Below are 20715 nucleotides of genomic sequence, written 5' to 3'. Positions count from 1 at the left end.
GACAATTACTATCCGTGGCGGGCAGCGGTTGTAGACGCCCCAGCGTCCACAATGTTCGGGAAGATCAATGATCAAGCCTTTTACCTGGCAGTACGGCACAAAGTAGTGGCGACGGGACGCTGCGCGAAGGGTGCGTGACAATCCCATCAGGGCAATTTGCACACCGCCCCAGATCACTCTCAGCTACGGGCCCGCCACTCCGGACCGGCCCGTCCCGCGCGCCCGATCCAGCACCTCCTCGACGGTGAGCGGGCTGCGGGGATGATGCGTCAGCGAGAGCGGGGTCCGGATCTTCCGCGGTGCCGCGCCCTCGGCGGCGAGATAGAACTCGCCCACCGTCAGCCGGGAGATGTCCGGCACGTCCCCGCCCTTGGCGCGGGCCATCTCACGGGCCGCCTCGATCTGGATCGGGCTGTTCATCAGGCCGTACAACTGCGTCGCCGCGTTCCCCGGGATGCGGTTGTGCAGCCCCTTCGGCGCCTGCGTGGCGAAGACCAGCCCGAGCCCGTACTTGCGCGCCTGGGCGACCAACGCCAGCGTGCTCTGGGTGCAGGCCGTCATCGCCCCCGACGGGGCGAACGTCTGCGCCTCGTCCATGACGAGCAGCCCCAGCAGCGGCCGGTCGCCGGCCGGGTTCCTCTTGATCCAGGCGAACAGCGCCATCTGGAGCTGGTTGACGAAGCTCTGGCGTACGTCGTCGGAGGGCAGGCCCACGAGGCTGACCACCGACACCCGGGCCCGTTTGCCGGGTGCGGGCGTGAGCAGCACGCCGGGATCCATCGGGGTGCCCTCGCCCCCGAAGAGCGGATCGTTGACCATGGCCGCCGTCAGGTTCTGGGCCAGGCTGAGGCCGATCTTGTCGGCGTCGTCGAGGTCGATGATCCCGTCCGGCAGGTCGGCCAGCGTGTCGACGAGGCCCCTCAGCCGGGAACCGCCGCGCCGGCCGTAGTGCTCGACGGCCTTGCGCAGCACCGCCAGCCCCAGGTGCGCCCTGGTGGCCCGGCCGGTGACCATCGCGCGCGGCGCGAGGGCCGCCACGGCCGCCTCGACGGCCTCACCGAACTCGTCCGGGTCGTCGCGCACGCCGGTGAAGTCGGGCAGCGGCTGGAAGCTCAGCGGGCGGCCCGAGTTGCGGCGCGGCGTCCAGACCACCACGTCGGTGTACGTCAGATAGTCCTTCGCCCGGGCCGCGTCGCCCGGCCGCCACCCTGCGGGATGCTCGGGCCACTCCTCCCCGAGGCGAGCGAGGTCGTTGTTCGGGTCGAGCACGATGGCGGAGACACCGGCGAGGGCGCACTCCTCGACGATGCGGCGGATGAGCACCGTCTTGCCCGAGCCCGAGCCGGCGAAGATCGTGGTGTGCTTCCGGAGCGCCTCCAGGGCCAGCGGCACGGGCGCGCCGTCGTCGTACCCGTACCCGACGACGAACGCCGGCTCGGCCGGGACGGCGGCAGCCGGGGCCGACTGGGCCGGCTCACCCGACCGCGCCGGCTCGCTGGCGGCCGGGGCCGGAGTGACCGGGGTCGGGGTGACCGGCGGCGGCGCGGCGTCCGTCGTCCAACGGTCGACGTCGGCCAGCGCGTGCTGGAGGAACTTCAGGTCCCGGGTCGGGCGGCGGTCGACCAGCCAGCCCTGGAAGTCCATCGTGGCCTCGGCGAGCATGACCCGCAGCGCCGAGAGGATCCGCAGGTCCTCCTCGTCGACGCCGATGGTCTGCCCGCCCGCCGCGGTGAACGCGGAGACGGCCTTCCGGGTGGCGGCGCTGGTCGACCAGCCGCGGTTGCGCAGCAGGAACAGCGTGCGCTTGGCCGAGCCGGTGTCGAGGGCGGCCGCCACACTCGCCTTGCGGAGCCGGGCCAGCGCCGCGTTGCCGTGGTGATCGTCGCTGATCGCCCGGAAACACCAGTGCGCCTGGTCCTCGGTGCGCTCGTCGAGCGTGAGGCGCAGCCGGGCGTGCAGCGGCGGATCGGTGCTCGGGGGCGGGTCGACGCTGAACGCCGCACCCGCGTCGCCGCGTTCCAGGATCCAGGCGGTGAGCCCGGCGGCGAGCAGCGGCGGCATCGCCTCGTCCTCCGAGGCCCGCCCGAGCGGGGCGGCGACGTCGGCGGCGTCCCGCAACTCGGCGAAGCGGGCGTCGTAGCGGTCCATCTCATCGGCGGTGGCCGTGACCGGGGCAGCGGGCCGGGGTGCCCGGGGCTCGGCGGCGGCCGGCTCGCCCAACGTGGTCATCTCCCGCACCTCGTCGGCGGCGAGGCAGCCCCGGATGTGCCGGTCGATCTCGATCAGCAGCTGGCGCGGGGTGAAGGCCCTGGCCTCGGAGAAGGCGCGCGGGGACACCGGCCACGACGGGTACGGCGGCGCGTACCCGACCTCGCCGTAGCGGACGGAGAACCGCTTCTCGATGATCGCCCGCGCGAGGTCGGCGTCGTCGATCCGGCGCAGGACCGGGGTCTCCCGGAACCGGTCGGCGACGGTGTCGGCGGCGGTGGACCGGATGATCGTCCACGAGTTCGGGATGCAGGCGAGGACGGTCAACGTGCGCCGCGTCGCCTGCCGCAGCGACATCAGGCCGTCCGCCATCCGGGCCAGCATGAGCGACTGGTCCGGGCTCATCGCGGCGGCACCCACCACGGCGGGGTCGCTCTGGATCGCCAGCTGGGCGATCAGCGTGTCGACCTGGTCGATCGCCACCACCGAGGGACCGGTCAGCGCCAGCAGCCAAGACAGGTCCTGCACGATCTGCTGGGCCGGTCGGGGCACGCGCCGCATCCCCCAGGCCGCGCGTTCGCCGGCCACCACCTCCTCGCCGGAGAGGAAGTAGTTCTCCGCCAGGTCGCGGTGGGCGATGTCCTCCGAGGCGGACAGCGCGAGGGCGCGGGCGGTCTCCTGGCAGGTCCGGGCCGCGTGCCGGTCGTAGTCGCCGAGCCCCGTGAGGAAGGCGTCGAGCGCCGGCCGGGTCAGCTCGGTGTCGCCCATCACGGCCCGGCGGGCCGTCCGGGGCGCGCCCACCAGCGCCGACAGCCGCCGCAGCAGCAGCTTGAGCTGCGTCTCGGGGCTGCCGGGCACCGGCCGGGCCAGGCCGTCCAGCAGGGCGGCGAGGACGTTGTCCCAGAAGCTGCCCGCGTCGAGCAGGCCGACCAGGAAGAAGTAGCCGCCCGCCTCCTGCACCCGCTGGCGGACCACGCCCAGCAGGTGGGTCTTGCCGGACCCCCGCTGCCCCTGCACGACGAGGCCGAGCGGGCTGCCGTGCGGGTTCGACGCGGCCTCGTCCACCCCGGCGAGCACCTCCCGGACGACCGGGACGTGCAGGCCCTCGACGTGGAAGGGCAGCGGACGCCACACGTCGTCGGGGACCGGCGCCCAGTCGAACCGCAGGGCCGCCAGCGCGCTCCGCTCCGCCTCGTCCATCACACGCCGATCGCCAGCAGATGGTTGTCCTGCCCGCCGAGGCGCAGCGCGGCCGCGATGTCCGCCTCGGTGAGCGTCTTCTGGTTCGACTCCGGCGCGATGGCGACGCCCTCGGAGCGGCTGAGCCGACGCAGCGCCTCGTCCAGGTCCTCCCTCGGCACGTCGGCGAAGAACGGGCGGAGGCGGCGCAGGCTCACCCACGCCCCCGGCGCGTCGGCGAGCGCCCGGTACGCGCTGACCACGCGCGCCGTCAGCGCGCCCGCCGGGTCGGCGGCGGCCGTGGGAGCCGACGCGCGTACGTCGGTCACGGCGAACAGCTCGGCCAGCGTGGCGCAGCCGCTGCGCGCCAGGACGCGGTCGCGCAGGTTGGCCTGGAGGGCGGTCAAGGCGGCGCCGAGCGCCGACGCGCCCCGGAGCGCGAAGTCGAGGTCGCTCTGCATCCGCACCCAGCCCTTGTCGTCGAGCTGGAGGGCGTACGTCGATCCGCTCTTGCGGCTGGCGACGTAGTGCAGGCGGGTGAGCTTGTCGCGCTGCGGCTTGCGTACGTCGAGGTTATAGCGCTCGCGGAGCTCGGTGTTCAGCACCTCGCGCGCCTCGGCCATGAGCACGACGAGGATCGCGCTCTCGGATGCCGTCAGATCATCGCCGGCCATGCTGCCGTCCTTCCGCCATGTCCCGCCGCCGCTCCCGCAGATACGTGCCGATCTGCCGGACCACGGCACCGACGTCGTGGGTCACCCGGGCGTTGGTGAAGCGCAGGACGACGTAACCATCCAGTTGCAACTGGACGTCGCGCTGCCGGTCGGCCTCGAAGTGGACCGGACGGCAGTGCTCCGGCCCGTCGACCTCCACCACGCACCGTTCGTCGGGCCACACTAGATCCAGCCGGATCGGCGTGGCCAGATCGTGCGACCGGTAGCTCTGGTTCCACCGCCGCCCAACGGCCCAACTCTCGGCGGCGAGCGCCGCCTCCAGCCTCTTCTCGGCGTCGCTCGCCGGATGCGGCCGGCCCACCACCGCCCCCGCGTCGGACGACAGTCCGCGCGGCGCGGGTGGCACGTCGCGCGCCGTGCGTGGCGGCGCGGGTGGCACGGTGTGTGGCGGCGCGAGCGACGCGGCGCGCGGCGCGGGCGGCAGCGCGACCGAGAACTCCGGCACCGCCTCCAGACCGGCCGCGCCGGCACCGAGCAGCCAGGTGACCGGCCCGCCGTGCTGCACCAGCCAGGCGGCCCCCGCAGCGGAGACCGCGCCGGTGCCGGCGGCCGGCTCGACGAGCAGCACCACCCGACGCCGGCCGAACGCCCCCGCGACGAGCCGCGCCAGTGCCGCCGCCCGGGTGCGCAACGGCAACTGCGCGCCGGACGGCCGCCGGGCCGTCACCGCGAAGACGGCCAGGTCGGGCAGGAAGGAACCGGGATAACGATCGCGGCGGGACCGCGCCGCAGCGGCGGCCCGGACCGCCGCCAGGCCGGACGTGTCCGGGCGCACGCCGTCCGCAACCTCGGGCAGCCAGGCGGGCAGCAACTCGACGGCGACCTGTTCGAGCCGGTCCAACGCGGCGTGCACGAAGTCCACCGGCAGCGTGATCCGGGCGGCCGGGCGGTGCACCACGGCGGCCAGCACCGCGTGGTCCCGCGCGATCAGCATAGCCAGCGCGTCGGTGTCCGCGTCGGGCAACGCGACGACCCGGTCGGAGGGAACGTCGGCGAGGCTCCGGTTAACCAGCAGCGTCCGGCCCTCCCCCACGGTCGACGGGACGTCCCGGACAGAGTACGAACGCGCCTCGGGTGACGCCACACCGTCGCGCGACCGCTACGTAGGGCGTCGGAGGGCGGAAAGGCCCTCCCACCAGCGGCGGAATGCTCAGGTGCCGCCGCAGAGTCGGCTTTCGGACCGTGGGAGGGTGGACGTCCCGGCCGAAGCCGTTGCGCGGAGCCCGACGGCCGGCTTGACCGCGCGGACAGCTGGTACAACTACCGCCCGGCGTCCTCGTTCAGCAGCACCTCGACAGCGGCCACGACATCCGTGACGGTGCGATCAGGAGGGGCTAGTTCCGTCGGCCACTCCTTCCCCCGGCTGACCCATAGGGTGGCAAGCCCTGCCGCGCGGCCACCCTCGACATCAAGCACCGGGCTGTCACCGATCGCCCAGCCGCCACCCCGCAGATCAAGACCACACCCACGGGCCGCCGCCTCGAAGATCTCGCGTGCTGGCTTCCGGACGCCCACCTCTGCGGACACCGCCCAGGCGTCGACGCACCGGTCCAGCCCGGTACGCCTGATCTTGCCCAACTGGTTGTCCGCCTGGCCGTTGGTCACGATCGCGACGCTCCAGCCAGCGTCGCGCAGCAGCCTCAGCGACCCCAGCACCTCTTCGGGGCAACTCACCAGTTCCGGCATCCGGCGTCGGTACTGCCCCCACGTGGTGCCCGCCGATGCCAGACCGAAACGGGCCGTCACCTCGCCAAAGAACCAGTCGCGGGGTACGACACCGTCCTGATCAGTCGCGATCAGCCAGGCCAGCGCGTCGTCTGGCAGCCCGTGATCGGCGCAGAACTCGACTGCCCAGCGTCGGAATGCTCCCGAACGGTCCACAAGCGTGTTATCGAGATCGAAGAGCGCCATCCGCTGCATGGTCAGCAACCGTACCGAGCGGGTGAAGCAGAGCACTCTTCGTCCGAACGCCGGCAAGGCGCAAGCGTCGCTCAGCCGATGTGGGGCTCGGGGCGGTCCTCGTAGCCGTGGGTGATGCGGAGCAGGGTCGACGGGTGGATGTCGAGCGCGCCCAGCTCGTCGCGGGCCACCCACCGGACGTCGCTTGATTCGTCGCTCGGGGTCAGAGTGCCGCCGACGGGTACGGCTCGCAGGCAGAGCGAGAACTGCTGCCGCACCTCGCCGTTGGAGTAGGCGATGACGTGGCCGGGGTCGGAGTAGACGCCGACCATCCCGGTGACCTCGACCCGTACGCCGGTCTCTTCCCGGGTCTCCCGGACCGCCGTCCCCGCGACCGGCTCGCCGATCTCCTGGCCGCCGCCGGGAAGTGACCACAGGCCGTTGTCGGTGCGCTGGATGAGCAGCACCCGACCGGCCTCGTCACGGACGAAGACGGAAACGGCCACGACGATGCTGTTGGCCTTCGGCGCGTTCGGGTCGTGATAATGCTCGGTTCTCGCCACGGCCATAGGCTGCCACCTCGCCGCCGGCTGGCGCTTCGCGTGCCGCCCGGGGGAAGGGACGACCCCCGTCGGGGGGATGCGGTCCGCAACTATCGTCTGCTGCCAGTGGGCAACGACCAGCATCGGCGAGCAGGCGCTGAGCGTTGGCGGTTCGCGTTCGGGGGCGGTCTGAGTCATCGCTCGTGCTGCCTTCTTGCTGCCTCGTCGCTGACCCCTCGCTTGTAAGCTCTGGGCGACAATGCTGCGTGGGCTGTGACACCCTTCGGCCGCAACTGCCTGCGGTACCTCCAGAGCAGCATGGCGGAGAGTTGAAGCGGAACCTAGAGCCGCGATCGACCCACCAGCGAAAATGGCGCTCGACACCTGCTCACACAGCTTTGGGGCTGCCATTGCTGCTCGCTAATTGGCAGCGTTCCACACCGTCTTGTGCCCCGTGTGTGTGCCCCGACTGTCGCCATGAAGGCACGCCCGGTGCTTCACTCGCCTGTGTCCACTGCGTGGCCGTGAACCCGCCGGGTACCCCGGATACCAACGCTCAGCAGCCAGCCGCCAACGAAGGTCAGCGGCAACCAAGACGGCCACCAAGGCCAACTCCTCGTCCACGAGTACAGGTGGAGGCCCAGTCCGATGGCAGCCACCAACCCGCCCGCTGCTGCCACAAGGAGATACGCGAGCCGTCGCCGATGCATGCCCGCAGTAGACCACGGCCTCGCAAAACACCGGTCGGATCTACACGCTCAGCTTGGGAATCGGGTCAAGTAAATCAGAAAGTGGGGCTTTTGCCCTGTTTAGCCGCCCAGCGTGAGCTGCCATCCCTTGTTCCTGGTCGCGTCTTGACCTCTATTGACCGCCTGAACGGGCACACAACGGGCACGACAGGCTCGAACGCTCTTGGTCTCTACTGGTAGCGTTCGCCGGTGCGCGTTGGTGTGTATGTCGATGGGTACAACCTCTACTACGGCGGGCGGGGGCTGTGCGGCCAAGGAACGCCCGGCTGGCGCTGGCTCGACATTCGGGCTCTTGCCAGTCGACTGCTAGCTCATGTGCCGAGCTGGACGGGTGCCCAGGTGCATCGGATCGTCTACTGCACCGCAGTGATCGACGCGGCTAGCAACTCCTCAGGCTTTGTCGATCAAGACATCTACCTGAAGGCTCTGGTGGCATCATCCAGCGTTGACGTGATCGAGTACGGCAGCTACGTCTCGCGGGTGAAGTACGCCCCGCTTGCGGTAAAGGCTCAGAGCCGTAGCGCCAGACCTCAGCTCGTGACCCCGCAATGGCCGATCATGGTTCAGGACGCACAAGGCAACCCGGTGCCGGACGCGACGTTCATGGTGTCGTATGCCCATCGGGAGGAGAAGGGCTCCGATGTCAACGTGGCTTCCCACCTCCTTGTCGACGTGCTCACGTCCCAGATCGACGCAGCTCTAGTGATCTCCAACGACAGCGATCTTCAGTTTCCTGTGTCGTACGCGCGCACGAAGGTCCCTGTCGGAACGATCAATCCTTCGCGGAACTACCTGGCAGGGGCGCTGAAGGGGCAGCGGGGGGAGGGTGTGGGCAGCCACTGGTGGAAGCAGCTCACGGCAGCGGACTTCCAGACCTGCCAACTCAGCGACCCAGTAGTTAGCCCCGCTGGGACCTACGCACGCCCCTCTGGCTGGTAAGACTCTATAGTTCGTTTCAGTTGCAGGTCGGACCAGGCTGCGCTACAGTTCACCGCATATACCACCCGGTTCCCCTCGAGGGGCCGGGTTTTCTCTTGCCCAAGGCCCCGCCGCAACCTGCGGAGAGTGCTGGGTAAGCACAGCAGTGCTGTAGACAAGCCTCGCCGCATCAGCACGCTCAACCTGGGGAGACAGACACAGCAACGTGAAGTGCCCACTACGCTGAGGCCGCCCGTTGGGTGCCAAGCATCGCGTAGCGACGGCCTCAGCGTAGTGGGCACTTCACGTCACGGGCATCGGGCCGCACTAGGCTCCGGCACTCGTGGAGCAGTGTAGCTAGCCGGAGCCTAGTGCGGCCCGATGCCGATTTTTCGGCGACACGCCGGGGAGTTATGTGATACGCAGCACATTCCACCTACTAATCGGGGCTGCCATCCCGTCTGCCGTCGACCCGCACTCCTGTGGAGCAGGCCGCTGCCCGGCCCGCCACGTCAAGACGGCCTTGACGCCCGTACGGACGCTGGCGGGTCGGGCGGTGGTCTGCTCGGCTCGCCCCGGGTCGACGGCGGGCGGGATGGCTCCCCACCGCAACCACCCACGGACCGCGAGCCGCCGACGGACCCCCGGCCATCCTGGAGCCGGAGCGCCCCCGCCGGAGGCGCAGTAGCCGCAACCCCGCCACCGGCCCGGCAGCCGCCGACGGGCACGGCGTGCGCTCCCCTACGCCGCGCGGACTGCTGGCCGCGCGGCCCGGCCGGCTGCCGGCCCACCACCCCAACGGACAACGGCCTGTCGTCATGCGGCGGCCCACCGGGCTACCCGCCCTCCGCGCCAGCCGCCGGGCGTGTTGCGTGGCCGGAGTCGGAGCGCCAGCGGAGCGACGGACGCGCGCCCAGGCGGCGGCGCGTGCGGCCCGTTCAGGGCCGCCTTGATAGACGTACAGAAACTTTGAACCGGTCAGCCGGCAGCCGGGCGGGTTTCACCCAGGGCTCGCCACCACCCGTCGTCAATCAAGAGGTCGCCGGAGTCCAATTCCTGCTCGAATCTGAACGCATCGACCGGTGCGGGCTCCCCGGTCATGACCTCCGTGATCTGCGCAGGCAACCTCACCTGATGGTCGCGGACGTAGTGCGCAAGCCCTTCGGGCCAGATGAAGCGACGCCCGTCCGTCACCTCCGCTGAACCGTTATCAATGCCGCACAGGCGACACTGTGAAAGCCCTGCCGCCGCAACCCACGGGGTTCCAGGCGACAGGTAGCGCGCTACCCGCTCGCTTTCGTTGGGGTCCAGGCTCTCGTCAACGAACTGGTTGACGTGCGGCCAGCTTGGCTCGTCCGAACCAGCCCAATAGCCGATCAGACGGAGGGTCCTGCCACGTGCGGTCTCTTCCACTCCCCTAGGTTCACATTAGCTCGACGGCTGACCGCGGCCGGGGCTTGACGACAAAAGAGGCGTGCAGATCGCCGGCGGCCGGGCCTCGCCCTAGCCTCGTCGCCGTCCGGTTCCGCACCGATGGCCCTGGGAGGTGTCCGCCGGCCGGCTTGGCTGTACGGAGGCTGTACGGACCTAGTTCTGCGGTAGCGCCCCGTCTACCGACGACGCCCCAAAAACCCGGTATACCGCGACAACAGCGCTGAGGGGCAGAGCCGAGTACACATGTGGAAAGGGCCCGCCATTGGGGGCGTCCTCCCAGCGCAAGGACTCTCCGAGACTATGTGTGTCGAGAGCCGCGACCACAAGCGCTGGCTCCTGCTCGAATACCCGCGCGGCCGTAGCACCGACCTGCTTGCGCGAGGAGCAGTGGATAAAGCCGCTGCTGCAGTCGAATGGCGAGCCGTCGAAACGCCCAGTGGCCTCGAACTCGGCCCACTCGGCAGGCAAGAGGATCTTGTAGATCAACACAGCCTAGGGTGGCAGATGGACAGCTGAGTCGTCCAAAGAGTTTGCCCGTCGCGCGCCACCTCTCCGCACTTGCCATCCCCACCACCGAGGACCGCAGCCGTTCGGCAACTCCATCCCGAAGTCGTGCGGCCCCCGCCGGAGGCAGCCCTACCCCCAACCCCGCCCCCACCCTTCGCTCCTCTCCCGCCTTCACTCCTTTCCACACCGGGCTCAGGAGCGGCCGACGTGTTCCGTTCGGCAACTCGCCCCAGCGACCGTCGACCGGTCCACGGTGAGGGGCTCACGAGGTTGGAAGAAACCGACGGGTGAGCTGTCGCATGGGTTCCGGTCACTTAGGGACTCGCCACCGGTTCCTTCACGGAGCCAGGGGTGACACGCGGGGCGGGGCGTGGTTTGCGGGCCGGTTGACTTTCCGCCCCGGCGAGGTCAGCGCCGGGGCAGCGGCTCCGTGGGAGCCGGTGCCGCGCCCCGGTCCGCGCCGCGCGGAGCGTCTTGATCCCTACTGAGATTTCGGCGACGTGGTGCCCGACGGTGCAATGCCGTGCTCCGCATAGGTGGCGTTGCTGCCGTTGCGCGCTGCGATCGCCGTACGGAGCCTGCGAGCCAGGCGCGGCGGTCCGTACCGGTCCAGGTCCTCCGGTGTCACGTAGCGCCACTCGGTGAGCTCTCCGTCGACGAAACGGATGGCCTGTTCCTGCTTCGTGGTGAGAGAACCGGCGTCGAAAATGAAGAGGAGCTTGTCTCCTTCGCCCTCGGCGGGTGCCCAGTCGACCACGAGCATGCGGCCGACAGCGGTGGTGAGGCCGAGTTCTTCCCCGATCTCCCGTACACATGCGGCCCGAGGTGACTCGCCGGGTTCGACGTAGCCGCCGGGGATGTCCCAGTGGTTCTTGTAGCTGGGGCGTACGAGGAGCACGCGGCCTTCGTGGTCGAAGAAGAGTGCGCCGGCGGCGACGCGTGGGGTTGCCACGGGTGGCATGTCGTTGGCCGTCACCAGGGCAGCCTAGATGGGCTGGGTCCAGTCGAGCACCTTGAGCCGCTGGGCCAGTCCGACCAGTTCAGCGGGGGGCTTTCCGCGCTGGCGGCGGATCCAGGTGAGGGCGAGTTGTCGGCTGAGGAAGTGGTGGCGGACCTGTTCGGGTGCCATCTGCTCGGCATCCAGCAGGGCGGCTTGGGCGTCGTCGACGCGGTTCCAGGAGCTGTAGGCGCGGGCGACTTCGAGGGCGTGCCGTACCCGGCGTTCCATCGGTAGGCCGGTGGTGTCGAGGCGGGGGCCGAGGTCGATGGCGACTTGCAGGTCGCCCAGCTCGGCGGCGGTGGCGACGCGGTGGATGGCGACGTTGGTCGGGCCGAACGCGGTCCAGAGGTGGTTGGCGTCGGCTCCGAGCTGGCCGGCGGCCTGGTCGGCGGCGGCGAGGAAGGTGCGGGTGGTACCGGCGTCGTTGGCGCGGGCGGCGGCCATCGAGCCGGACAGGAACAAGGTGCCGTAGACGGAGAGCAGCGCTGGCGTGGCGTTCTCCAGGTGGGGCTCAAGGAAACCGGCGGCGTCCTCGGTGAGGCGTACGGCTTCGGCGTAACGACCGGTGGCGTGCAGGGCGTGACCGACGGACCGGAACAGGGAACCGGTGATGAGCGGGTCGCCGGTCGGGCGGACAGCGGCCAAGCCCCGGTCTGCGGCGATCCACGCGAGGTCACTCTCTCCCAGCTTGGTGAGCTGGGTCGCGGCAAGCTGGTACGTGAGGCCGAGAAGCCGGCGGGCGTGGTCCTGGTCGTCGCCGTCGTGGTGGTCAGCGGCGGCCTGGGCACGGTGCAGCAGGTCGGGTAGGCGGCCGGTGACGTACCCGAATCGGGAGTCCTGGTAGGCGTCCCAGAGTTCGCCTACCTCCTTCTTCAGCGCGGCGATGCTCGGTGGTTCCGCACCCAGGTCGCCGCCGAACGGGCCGAGGGCGCGGTAGTTCATCAGGGCGGCGCGTAGGGCGGGGACGGTGGCGGTGCCGCTGTCGCTGGTCCAGTCGAGCAGGGAGGGTTCGCCGAGCAGGTCGCCGAGGGATACGTCCAGGACTTCGGCGAGGGACTTGATGACGGAGAGCCGGTCCAGTTCGATCCGGTTGTTCTCGACCTTGCCCAACCAGTCGGCGGTACGGCCGATGAGTCCGGCCAGGACTTCCTGGGACAGGCCGCGTCGGTAGCGGTACCAGGCGACGCGTTCGCCGATGGTCAGGTTGTGGGTTCTCCCGCGCACCGGTTCACCATCTCCCCTCGACCGACCGTGACCCCGGAAGGATTTTCCGGGTGACCAGGCAGATCGCGCCACAACCTGTGTCCATGACAAGACTGAACGTAACGACCGCCTGCCGATTCGGTGAGGGCTGGAAGGACGCACCTGCTCGACGGTCCTGCCTGGACTGCGCGGGTTCCGGTCGTTCGGCGGCGTGCTGAGGCTGGCCCGGGGTGGGTGCTGTCGTGGGGCCGCGACCCGAACGACGGCCCGTGAATGGCCCTCCCGCCTCGGTGCCCCGCACGCCTGCACCCGCGCCGAGTCGACTGGGCGTGCCGACACCGGGCGACCTGGTCCTGATCGACGGCCGGGCGTCGGTGCAGTTCAACGGCGACCGGGCGCTGTGGCTGCGGGTCACGTCGGTGGACGAACGGCCCACGTACTACGGCTGGGTGTGGCTCACCGGTTACGTCATCGACCCGGCCACCCGCAACGCGCTGGCCAAGCGCGAGGTCTACGCACAGATCGCCGGCCTCCACATCCAACGACGCAAACCCGACAGCACTCCGCCCCGCACCAACGCGGGCCCGGTGGTGAGGAGACGTGGTGTTTGACATTCGGGTACGACTCGGCGCCGTACTGGACATCGACGCGGACGACCGGCTTCTCCCGTCGGACGGGCCGGTGCGGTTGTGGGTGACCGGGGTCCGGCTGGTGGTCAACCGCCCGCCCCACGATGAGTGGATCTGGGTCGAAGGGGTCAAGCTCTCCCGATCGGGTCGCCGGGGTGCGCAGACGCAGATCCTGGTACGCGCCAGCAAGCTCCCGCCGAGCGGGCCGGCTGGTGAACACCTACCTGAACACGACGCATGATCGGCTTCGATCAGCACGAGTGGATCAGCGCACGCCCGACGACTACGCCGACCGTGTTCGGCTGCCGTTCGCTGACGATTCGCTGACTTTCCGCCTGTCGCCTGGCCCGGCCGCCCCGGGAAACCCGCCTTCACCTGGCCCGGAACGGGACGGGGAAAGGGACGACCCCCGTCGGGGGGAGACGGGGGTCGTCGGGAGGTTCGGCTCCGGGGGGGTTGAGCCGAACCGGCTCGGCGGTCACGGGGGGTGCGATCGCCGAGGGCCTGCTGTCGTACGACAACGCGAATGTGCGTCGCAAGAACAAGCATGCCTGAGCAAACCGGTATACGTCGAGTGGTGTCGCCTCCACTCCCTGCGAAATCATCGCCGGAGAGTGTGACTGCCGTCACTGACGGCAGGGGGTGGAGGAGGTCGCCGTAGGGGCCGGGCCGGAGTCCGTACCCCAGGCACCCGCCGACCATAGACCATCCGGCTAGACTTTCGCGCCGTGGGCCGAAGTGCCGCTTTTTTCGATCTGGACAAGACCGTCATCGCCAAGTCGAGCGCCTTGGCGTTTGGTCGGCCGTTCTACCGGGATGGGCTGATCACCCGGCGGGACGTGGTGAAGTCGGCGTACGCGCAGCTGATGTTCCGGCTGGGCGGCACCGACGAGCAGACCATGGCCAAGACCCGGGACTACCTGGCCGCGCTGTGCAAGGGCTGGCAGGTGGAACAGGTCCGCCAGATCGTCGCGGAGACACTGCACGAGCTGATCAACCCCTACGTGTACGCCGAGGCGGCGGCCCTGATCGAGCAGCACCAGGCCGCCGGGCGGGACGTCGTGCTGGTCTCCGCCTCCGGGGAGGAGATGGTCCGGCCGATCGGCGAGCTGCTCGGGATCACCGACGTGATCGCCACGCGGATGGCGGTGGCGAACGGCCGGTACAGCGGCGAGGTGGAGTTCTACGCGGCCGGTCCGAGCAAGGTCGAGGCGGTCAGCGAGCTGGCCCGGCAGCGCGGCTACGACCTGGCCGACTCGTACGCGTATTCCGATTCGATGAGCGACCGACCGCTGCTGGAGTGCGTGGGGCATCCGTCGGTGGTCAACCCGGATCGGGCGCTGCGCAGGCTGGCCACCGAGAACGCCTGGCCGGTGCTGGAGTTCCGGCACCCGATCCCGCTGGGCCGCCGGCTGCGGGAGCGCCCGGCGGTGCCGGTCGCCGCGGCGGCGCTGGGCGTCGGGGTCGGGGTCGCGATCGGCATCGCCTGGTACGGCCGGCACCGCCGCACGCGTACCACCCCCGTGGCCTGACCGGCAGCCCCACGAGCGGTCAGGGCGGCCCGGCCAGGCCAGCCGGGTCAGCCAGCCGGGTCAGGCGGCGGCGAGGATCTCGTCGCCGACGGCGGTGAGCTGGTCGGCGCCGAGCTCGACGGCGGCCATGTAGTGCCGCAGCCAGGAGCGCAGCCCGTCGGGGGTGCCGGTGGCGAACGCCCCGGCCGCGCCGACGTATTCGGGTTCGCGCTCGCGGTGGCCGACGTCGACACAGACGAGCCCGCGGGGGTCGAAACCGGTGGACATCAGGACGAGCCGGGCGGCTCCCCGGGCCACCAGGCCGGACGGCCCGGCGAACGGGCGCAGGTTGAGCAGCTCGCCGTGCACGACGGCGGCGAGCACGAGCGGGGGCACGGCGGTGCCGCCGGCGACGAGCCCGGCCAGGCCGTCGAGCCGGGCGGCGACGACCGGGTCGGCCACCGGCCGCCCCAGCTCGTTTTCGGGTACGACGTCCCGGGCGGCGAGCACGTGCAGCCGGGCGAGGACCTGCCGGGGCGACGTCGGCCAGCGCTCGGTCAGGCCGGGCAGCGCCCCGGCGACCCGCAGCGCGCCCTGGCTCACCGGGTCGGTGACCGTGCCGGCCCGGACGGACTCGCGGTCGTGGGCGTACCCCTCCAGGGCGGCGCTGGCCACGGCGGAGCGGAGGCTGACCTCGGCGGCGACCTGGCCGCCGTGCCGGCGCAGCGCGCGGTGCCGCATCGCCTGGTCGACGCGGTCGCGGGCCCGCTCGACGGCGGGGGCGATGTCGGCGAGCGCGAGCAGGGGCGCGAGCGGATCAGCGGTCACGCTGCCACGCTAGCCACCTGCGGGGACGGCGGGTAAGAAGGGGACCCTTCTCTACCGTATGCGTTAACAGGGGGCCCTTCCTTACAGCTCGGCGCGTGGCGGGGGCCGCTCGGCGCGCGTGGGTTCGGGGAGCTGTCGCGGCCTCCGGCCGCCCCGACTAACCTCTGCGGGGGTAGGAGACGCAGGTCACGCGAGCGACGAGGGAGTCACGGCATGAGCGAGGCACTGGCCAACTTGCTGAACGAGACGCGGCAGTTCCCGCCGCCGGCCGCACTCGCCGCGCACGCCAACGTGACCGCCGACGCGTACGCCGAGGCCGCCGCCGACCGGCTGGCGTTCTGGGAGCGGCAGGCCGGGCGGCTGGCCTGGGCGCAGCAGTGGGAGCAGGTGCTCGACTGGTCGAACCCGCCGTTCGCGAAGTGGTTCGTGGGCGGCCGGCTGAACGTGGCGTACAACTGCCTGGACCGGCACGTGGAGGCGGGCAACGGCGACCGGGTGGCCATCCACTGGGAGGGCGAGCCGGGCGACACCCGCACCATCACGTACGCCGACCTGCACCGGATGACCTGCCAGGCGGCGAACGCGCTGACCGACCTGGGCGTGGTGGCCGGTGACCGGGTGGCGATCTACCTGCCGATGGTGCCGGAGGCGGCGGTGGCGATGCTGGCGTGCGCCCGGATCGGCGCGACGCACAGCGTGGTCTTCGGCGGTTTCTCCGCCGACTCGCTGAGCAACCGCATCTCCGACGCCACCGCCAAGGTGGTGATTACCGCCGACGGCGGGTACCGCCGGGGGAAGCCGTCGGCGTTGAAGCCGACCGTGGACGAGGCGGTGGCGAAGTGCCCGTCGGTGGAGCACGTGCTGGTGGTCCGCCGCACCGGTGAGGAGGTCGCCTGGTCGGCGAAGGACCACTGGTGGCACGAGACGGTGGAGACCGCGTCGGCGGAGCACACCGCGCAGCCGTTCGACGCCGAGCACCCGCTGTTCATCCTCTACACCTCGGGCACGACGGCCCGGCCGAAGGGCATCCTGCACACGACGGGCGGCTACCTGACGCAGGCGGCGTACACGGCGCACGCGGTGTTCGACCTGAAGCCGGAGACGGACGTCTACTGGTGCACCGCCGACATCGGCTGGGTGACGGGGCACTCCTACATCGTGTACGGGCCGCTGGCCAACGGCGTCACCCAGGTCATGTACGAGGGCACCCCGGACACCCCGCACAAGGGCCGGTTCTGGGAGATCGTCGACCGGTACCAGGTGAGCATCCTGTACACCGCGCCGACGCTGATCCGCACGATGATGAAGTGGGGCGACGACATCCCCGCCGGGCACGACCTGTCCTCGCTGCGGCTGCTGGGCAGCGTCGGCGAGCCGATCAACCCCGAGGCGTGGATGTGGTACAGGCAGCACGTGGGCCGGGGTGAGCTGCCGATCGTGGACACGTGGTGGCAGACCGAGACGGGCGCGATCATGATCTCACCGCTGCCCGGGGTCACCGAGACCAAGCCGGGTTCGGCGATGACCCCGCTGCCGGGCATCGTGGCGGACGTGGTGGACGACCAGGGCCAGTCGGTGCCGAACGGCGGCGGCGGCTATCTGGTGCTGCGCGAGCCGTGGCCGTCGATGCTGCGCACGATCTGGGGCGACGACAACCGGTTCGTCGAGACGTACTGGTCGCGGTTCGAGGGCATGTACTTCGCCGGGGACGGGGCGAAGAAGGACGACGACGGGCACATCTGGCTGCTGGGCCGGGTGGACGACGTGATGCTGGTGTCGGGCCACAACATCTCCACGACCGAGGTGGAGTCGGCGCTGGTGTCGCACCCGTCGGTGGCGGAGGCGGCGGTGGTGGGCGCGACCGACCCGACGACGGGGCAGGCGATCGTGGCGTTCGCCATCCCGCGCGGCTCGGTCGACGCGGCCGGCGAGGCGGGCGAGCAGCTGATCGCGGACCTGCGCAACCACGTGGCGCGCACGCTCGGCCCGATCGCCAAGCCGCGGCAGATCATGCTGGTGCCGGAGCTGCCGAAGACCCGCTCCGGCAAGATCATGCGCCGGTTGCTGCGGGACGTCGCGGAGAACCGGTCGCTGGGCGACGTGACGACCCTGCAGGACTCCTCGGTGATGGAGCTGATCTCCTCGGGGATGGGTGGCGGCAAGTCCGACGAGGACTGACGTAGGACGTACCTTTCGGAGGGTGGCGGGCCCCGCGCGGGCCGCCACCCTCCGTGTTTGGACCTGTGAACGGTGCGTGACGAAGGGGTGTCGGTCGGTCGGTTGAGGGGCACCGGCTGAACGGACACAGGGGACGCCACCCCCTGTCGGAAGGGTTCTTTCTCCTTTAGGTTCAGCCGCATCGGTCGGTTCGACGGATGTCTCTGCCGTGCGCGCCGGCCGGCTCCACGCCCATGCCCGAGAAACGGAGCGGCATGCACATGATTCCGCAACGACGGTCACGCCGACGCCTACTCGTCGCGCTGCCCGCCATCGCCCTCGCGGCCACGTCACTGACCGTGACGGGGACTGCGTCGGCCCAGACGTCCGGCCCGGCTCCTGCCACGATCGGGGCGGACGAGCACTACATCAACTACGCCGAGCCCGAGGTGCAGCCGGACACCGCCGGCAAGGAGGTCAAGGGCGCCGACGGCGTGTACACCACGGCGGCGGACGAGGCCCGGGCCTACGACCGCAAGTACGCCGCGGGCAACCCGACGACCGCCAAGCAGCTGGCGAAGCTGGAGGCCCAGTCGATCCGCTCCGGCAAGAGCCCCCGGTGGATCAAGAAGGCCCCGAGCACCCAGAAGGCGAAGCTGCTCACCCTGCTGGTGGAGTTCAACGACCAGGCCAACGACGACTTCACCGGCACGATGGTGCCGAAGACGGTCTTCGAGGACCGGACGTGCGTCCCCGGCACGGTGCAGAACGGGCCGAAGCACAACAACATCCCGAACCCGGCGAGCCTGCCGCACAAGGACAACAACTCGTTCTGGGTGCCGGACTTCTCCCCGGCCCACTTCGACAAGATGCTCTACACGAAGACGGGCATCACCGAGCGGGTCCGCAAGGACCTGAAGGGCCCGGACGGCAAGAAGGGCATCAGCCTCGCCGGCCGGACCATGCACAACATGTACCTGGAGATGTCCAAGGGCGCGTACACGGTGGACGGGCAGGCCAGCCCGTGGATCACCGTGCCGCACTCGGAGGGCTGGTACGCGGCGTCGCGCTGCTTCCAGGACGAGAACGGCGACTGGGTCGCCGGGCGTGAGCAGGCCATGAACGGCCACCCGGACAACCCGGCCGGGGCGGGCCGGCTGGCCACGGACGCGATCGACGCGCTGGCCGCCATGGACCCGAGCTTCCCGTGGGCCGACTACGACATCGAGGACCAGAGCGACCGCGACGGCGACGGCAACCTCTTCGAGCCCGACGGCGTGATCGACCACCTGGTGCTGGTGCACGCCGGCCAGGGCAAGTCCCGCGGCGGCGGCGCCGAGGGCACGTACGCGGTGTGGGCGCACTCCTCGACCGTTCCGGGCGGCTACACCATCCCCGGCACGCAGCTGAAGGTGTCGAACTACATCGTGCAGCCGGAGGACGCCGGCGTCGGCGTCTTCGCCCACGAGTACGGGCACGACCTGGGCCTGCCGGACCTCTACGACACGTCCGGCAACGCCGACTCCGACGTGGACTTCTGGGACCTGATGGCCTCCGGGTCGCACAGCGGCGAGATCTTCCAGGCGCTGCCCACCCACATGGGCATCTGGGACAAGTGGGTGCTCGGCTGGGCCGACCCGGTGACGGTCGCCCCCGGCTCCGCCCCGCGCACCATCAAGCTCGGGCAGACCTCCCGCACGCCGGTCGGCACGGCCGACGGCATCAAGGTGGACCTGCCGGACAAGGTGATCACCCTGGCCACCCCGCACAGCGGGTCGAACATGTGGCACAGCGGCGCCGACCAGAACTGGGCGGACGTCAAGCTGAGCCGTTCGGTGAGCGTCCCCTCGGCCGCCGACGCCAAGTTCTGGATGTGGAACAACTACATCATCGAGGAGGACTGGGACTACGGCTTCGTCGAGCTCTCCACCGACGGCGGGGCGACCTGGTCCGAGCAGAAGGTCTACGACGCGGACGGCACCGTCGTCACCACGCCGGACAACTACGCCGACCCGAACGGCCGGATGGCCGACTTCGGCGGCAAGAAGTACGGCCTGACCGGCTCGTCCGGCGGCTGGCGGCACGACTACGTCGACCTGTCGGCGTACGCGGGGCAGACCGTGCAGCTGCGGCTGCGGCAGGCCACCGACGAGGCGTTCGTGGAGCGCGGCTGGTTCGCCGACGACTTCTCGGTCACCGGCGGCGGCGCCACCACCTGGAGCGACGACGTCGAGGGCGGGGCGAACGGCTGGACCCCCACCGGCGGCAGCTTCACCGACACCACCGGCGCGGGTTGGAAGACCAACTCGGGCACCGAGGTCCGGGCGCACTACTACCTGGCCGAGTGGCGTAACTTCGACGGCTTCGACAAGGGCCTGAAGTACGCGTACGACACGGTGTACTCGCACGAGGCGTGGAAGGTCGACCGGATCTCCTACAACGCCCCGGGCATGCTGGTCTGGTACCGCGACACGGCGCTCGGCGACGTCAACCACGTCACCGGGCAGCTGACCGCCCTGCCGAGCTACGGCGCCAAGGGTGGCCTGCTGATCGTCGACTCGCACTTCGACCCGCTGCGGCGGCAGGGCACGGCGGCCGAGAAGGACCCGTCGGTGCTGGACAACCTGCCCAGCCGGCCCCAGTCGTCGAACGCGGCGTTCGGCCTGAAGAAGACATACTCCTTCAAGGAGTGCCTGGAGGCGGCGGACGAGCCGTACAGCGAGTACTGCACGAGCTTCCCGGCGCAGCCGGCGGTGCCGCAGTTCACCGACTCCAAGGGCTGGTACCCGGGCATCGAGATCCGGGACGGCTCGCCGTACGCGCGGGACAGCGACGCCTCCGTGGTGCTGCCGTCGCGCGGCAACGTGCCGTACACCACCCGGGTGGTCAACCCGGACGGCACCCCGGCGCCCTCGTTCTACGGGGTCACCCTGGGTGGCGGGGCGATCGTCCTGGGCACCGGCAACCCCGGTGACGCGAACGCCGCGTACGGGGTTTCGCTGACGGTGAAGAAGACCGCGTGGAACAACGCCGTCGCCACGGTGAAGGTGACCGCGGCGACCCCGTGACGACGGGCGGCAACTGATCGGAAGATCAACGAAGGGGCCGGTGGCGGCGACGCCACCGGCCCCTTCCGCATTTATCCGACCACACCCATCGAGATTCGTCGCTGCAATTCGCCGTCGGGCGTCCGCGCTGCTCAGCCTGCCGCCGAAGG

The 20715-nt window shown here is 70.6% G+C and carries 15 protein-coding genes; 5 read left to right on the top strand and 10 right to left on the bottom strand.

The features are described from left to right. Positions 1-183: 183 nt before the first annotated feature. The 5 genes from LPA42_RS09400 to LPA42_RS09380 form a co-directional block, all read right to left on the bottom strand. Positions 184-3408 (bottom strand): DUF87 domain-containing protein, encoded by a 3225-nt coding sequence (locus LPA42_RS09400; protein WP_077935694.1) that lies wholly within the window; start codon positions 3406-3408, stop codon positions 184-186. Then, positions 3408-4061, bottom strand: a complete 654-nt coding sequence (locus tag LPA42_RS09395; protein WP_077935693.1) for a hypothetical protein — start codon at positions 4059-4061, stop codon at positions 3408-3410. Before LPA42_RS09395 ends, LPA42_RS09400 begins: the two co-directional genes overlap by 1 nt. Continuing rightward, positions 4048-5154, bottom strand: coding sequence for an endonuclease domain-containing protein (locus LPA42_RS09390; protein WP_228986487.1), 1107 nt, complete (start codon positions 5152-5154; stop codon positions 4048-4050). The genes LPA42_RS09395 and LPA42_RS09390 overlap by 14 nt, the downstream gene beginning before the upstream one ends. A 227-nt stretch (positions 5155-5381) precedes the next feature. Beyond that, a complete protein-coding gene (locus tag LPA42_RS09385) occupies positions 5382-6032 on the bottom strand; it encodes an HAD family hydrolase (protein ID WP_198956418.1) in 651 nt (216 codons plus the stop codon). 80 nt (positions 6033-6112) lie between these two features. Continuing rightward, positions 6113-6583, bottom strand: a complete 471-nt coding sequence (locus LPA42_RS09380; RefSeq protein ID WP_077935715.1) for an NUDIX domain-containing protein — start codon at positions 6581-6583, stop codon at positions 6113-6115. A 917-nt stretch (positions 6584-7500) separates the two neighbouring features. On the opposite strand from LPA42_RS09380, the gene LPA42_RS09375 reads away from it, so the two are divergent. After that, the gene (locus LPA42_RS09375) at positions 7501-8250 is read left to right on the top strand and encodes an NYN domain-containing protein (RefSeq protein WP_077935692.1); all 750 of its coding nucleotides are present in this window, start codon (positions 7501-7503) and stop codon (positions 8248-8250) included. A 957-nt stretch (positions 8251-9207) separates the two neighbouring features. On the opposite strand, the gene LPA42_RS09370 is transcribed toward LPA42_RS09375, so the two are convergent. The 4 genes from LPA42_RS09370 to LPA42_RS09355 all read right to left on the bottom strand — a co-directional run bounded on the left by LPA42_RS09370 (position 9208) and on the right by LPA42_RS09355 (position 12394). Beyond that, positions 9208-9642, bottom strand: coding sequence for a hypothetical protein (locus LPA42_RS09370; RefSeq protein WP_144082519.1), 435 nt, complete (start codon positions 9640-9642; stop codon positions 9208-9210). 174 nt (positions 9643-9816) lie between these two features. Next, positions 9817-10152 carry a DUF952 domain-containing protein gene (locus LPA42_RS09365; RefSeq protein ID WP_077935691.1) on the bottom strand — a complete coding sequence of 112 codons (336 nt, stop codon included), beginning with the start codon at positions 10150-10152 and terminating at the stop codon, positions 9817-9819. A gap of 499 nt (positions 10153-10651) precedes the next feature. Continuing rightward, on the bottom strand, positions 10652-11146 hold the full coding sequence (locus tag LPA42_RS09360) for an NUDIX hydrolase (RefSeq protein ID WP_228986486.1): 495 nt from the start codon (positions 11144-11146) through the stop codon (positions 10652-10654). A 9-nt stretch (positions 11147-11155) separates the two neighbouring features. After that, positions 11156-12394 (bottom strand): helix-turn-helix domain-containing protein, encoded by a 1239-nt coding sequence (locus LPA42_RS09355; protein ID WP_077935690.1) that lies wholly within the window; start codon positions 12392-12394, stop codon positions 11156-11158. Between the two features lie 308 nt (positions 12395-12702). Here LPA42_RS09355 and LPA42_RS09350 point away from each other — a divergent pair, with 308 nt between their 5' ends. Both LPA42_RS09350 and LPA42_RS09345 read left to right on the top strand, forming a co-directional pair. Beyond that, positions 12703-12984 carry a hypothetical protein gene (locus tag LPA42_RS09350; protein ID WP_074475408.1) on the top strand — a complete coding sequence of 94 codons (282 nt, stop codon included), beginning with the start codon at positions 12703-12705 and terminating at the stop codon, positions 12982-12984. A 746-nt stretch (positions 12985-13730) separates the two neighbouring features. Next, positions 13731-14534 (top strand): HAD family phosphatase, encoded by an 804-nt coding sequence (locus LPA42_RS09345; protein ID WP_077935689.1) that lies wholly within the window; start codon positions 13731-13733, stop codon positions 14532-14534. 60 nt (positions 14535-14594) lie between these two features. Here LPA42_RS09345 and LPA42_RS09340 read toward each other — a convergent pair whose 3' ends face one another. Beyond that, complete coding sequence (locus LPA42_RS09340; protein WP_077935688.1) at positions 14595-15341, bottom strand: oxidoreductase; 747 nt, start codon at positions 15339-15341, stop codon at positions 14595-14597. 213 nt (positions 15342-15554) lie between these two features. On the opposite strand from LPA42_RS09340, the gene acs reads away from it, so the two are divergent. Both acs and LPA42_RS09330 read left to right on the top strand, forming a co-directional pair. Further along, complete coding sequence (gene acs / locus LPA42_RS09335) at positions 15555-17519, top strand: acetate--CoA ligase (protein WP_077935687.1); 1965 nt, start codon at positions 15555-15557, stop codon at positions 17517-17519. Between the two features lie 254 nt (positions 17520-17773). Continuing rightward, positions 17774-20566 carry an immune inhibitor A domain-containing protein gene (locus LPA42_RS09330; protein ID WP_228986485.1) on the top strand — a complete coding sequence of 931 codons (2793 nt, stop codon included), beginning with the start codon at positions 17774-17776 and terminating at the stop codon, positions 20564-20566. Positions 20567-20715 lie beyond the last annotated feature (149 nt).

Origin of the sequence: Micromonospora sp. DH13, from assembly GCF_020873825.1 — a bacterium.
Taxonomy (GTDB): Bacteria; Actinomycetota; Actinomycetes; order Mycobacteriales; family Micromonosporaceae; genus Micromonospora; species Micromonospora haikouensis.
Note: the sequence above shows the minus strand (reverse complement) of the source record. Positions and strands in the feature narration are given on the sequence as shown.